The organism is Fructobacillus tropaeoli, assembly GCF_001047135.2.
Lineage (GTDB): Bacteria > Bacillota > Bacilli > Lactobacillales > Lactobacillaceae > Fructobacillus > Fructobacillus tropaeoli.
The window spans coordinates 1-1,433 of the sequence record NZ_DF968118.1 but is presented as its reverse complement, the minus strand read 5'-3'; the positions used below and the strand labels follow the sequence as shown (position 1 = coordinate 1,433).

Below are 1,433 nucleotides of genomic sequence, written 5' to 3'. Positions count from 1 at the left end.
CAATGGCTGCTGATGTCTTCTGAGTTTCCGCATCAATGGCTGCTTGCGCGGTTTTCTTTTGAGTGACTAAACTTTCTCCCGCAGTATAGTCCCCATTAATCGCCATGATTCCCTGATCACGCAAACTAGCTACGGATGAAGAATTAGTAATTTGACTTAACAAATCGGTATACTTCTTTTTATCAGACAATACTTTATTAATTTGATTATTATATTGATCCTCAGTTAGTGTATTATCCGACTGTATCTTACCAGTAGTTTCCTTAGCGGCATCACTTATAGCATTAATTGCTGACTGAATCGTTGCCTGTAGCTCAATTTTTTTTATTGCTTCAATACCATTATTCTGCGTTCCTGATATTTGGCTGGCTTGCGTAACAGACATTAAGTTTGATAATGTTGTCTGTTGCTGCATCTTAATCGCGTTTAATGCGGATTTTTTATCATCATCAGTTAAATTAACAAGACCTGAAACATTTGAAACAGACAAAGACGATTGATTATTTAAAGCTGATATTGAGCTTGATAAACTAGTACTATCAGCATGGAAAGCACTTCGTATAGATTGAATCTGAGAAGCAAAATCCCCATCAATTGTCACTGAATTTATACTATTAGTATAGTTCGATTTAAGATTAGTAGTAGAATTTAACGGGCTAGTCTGGTTTAAATCTTTCAGAGCATTACTCTTCAGTGATGAAAGCAATTGTGTATTAAAATCGTTACCAAATTGTTGATAAGTAAGACTTCGGGTAGCCGAGAAAGCAATTTCTGTACTAGTAGGTATAAGAGTACCATTAGAACGTTCACGATGAGTTGACATAAAGGCCGATACCCAGTCCCCATCAGTTACCTTCACAGGATTTACGTAGACAGATACATTAACATTGCCTCCGACAACTTTACCAACAGTATATTTTATATAATATGTCCCATTGTTATTTACTAACGTACGACTACCATCAGAATTACTAACAGTTACCTGTTGGACATTGTTGTTCAAATTTGGACTAGTCTGGAAAGAAAACTCTAAAACACGATTAACTCCGCCTGTCGAAGTAATTACTTTTGATCCAAACTGAAAATTAATAACATAATTTTGGGACGATTCATCATAAGAAACGCCTTGATATTGTAATGCAGTACTAGCAATAGCGTCCTGATAAATTTTACCATTTGCTCCTCCGGGACCACTAATATAGTTATTTTGGTCCGCAGGAGCATCTTGGGAATCATCTAACGTTCGATACATTAAACTATTTGACGAATCAGTACTACTTGGATTAGTTGAACTATTTGATGAATCAGTATTACTTAGGCTAGTTGAACTATTTGATGAATCAGTATTACTTAGGCTAGTTGAACTATTTAATGAATCAGTATTACTTAGGCTAGTTGAACTATTTGACGAATCAGTACTACTTAGACTAGTT

Annotated in this window: 1 protein-coding gene; it reads right to left on the bottom strand. The window is 35.4% G+C overall.

The window, feature by feature from the left end; genetic code table 11:
- Positions 1-1,252 (bottom strand): DUF1542 domain-containing protein (locus AOQ32_RS08760; protein WP_158531899.1); only part of this gene is annotated, 1,252 nt, incomplete at its 3' end.
- Between the last annotated feature and the right edge of the window lie 181 nt (positions 1,253-1,433).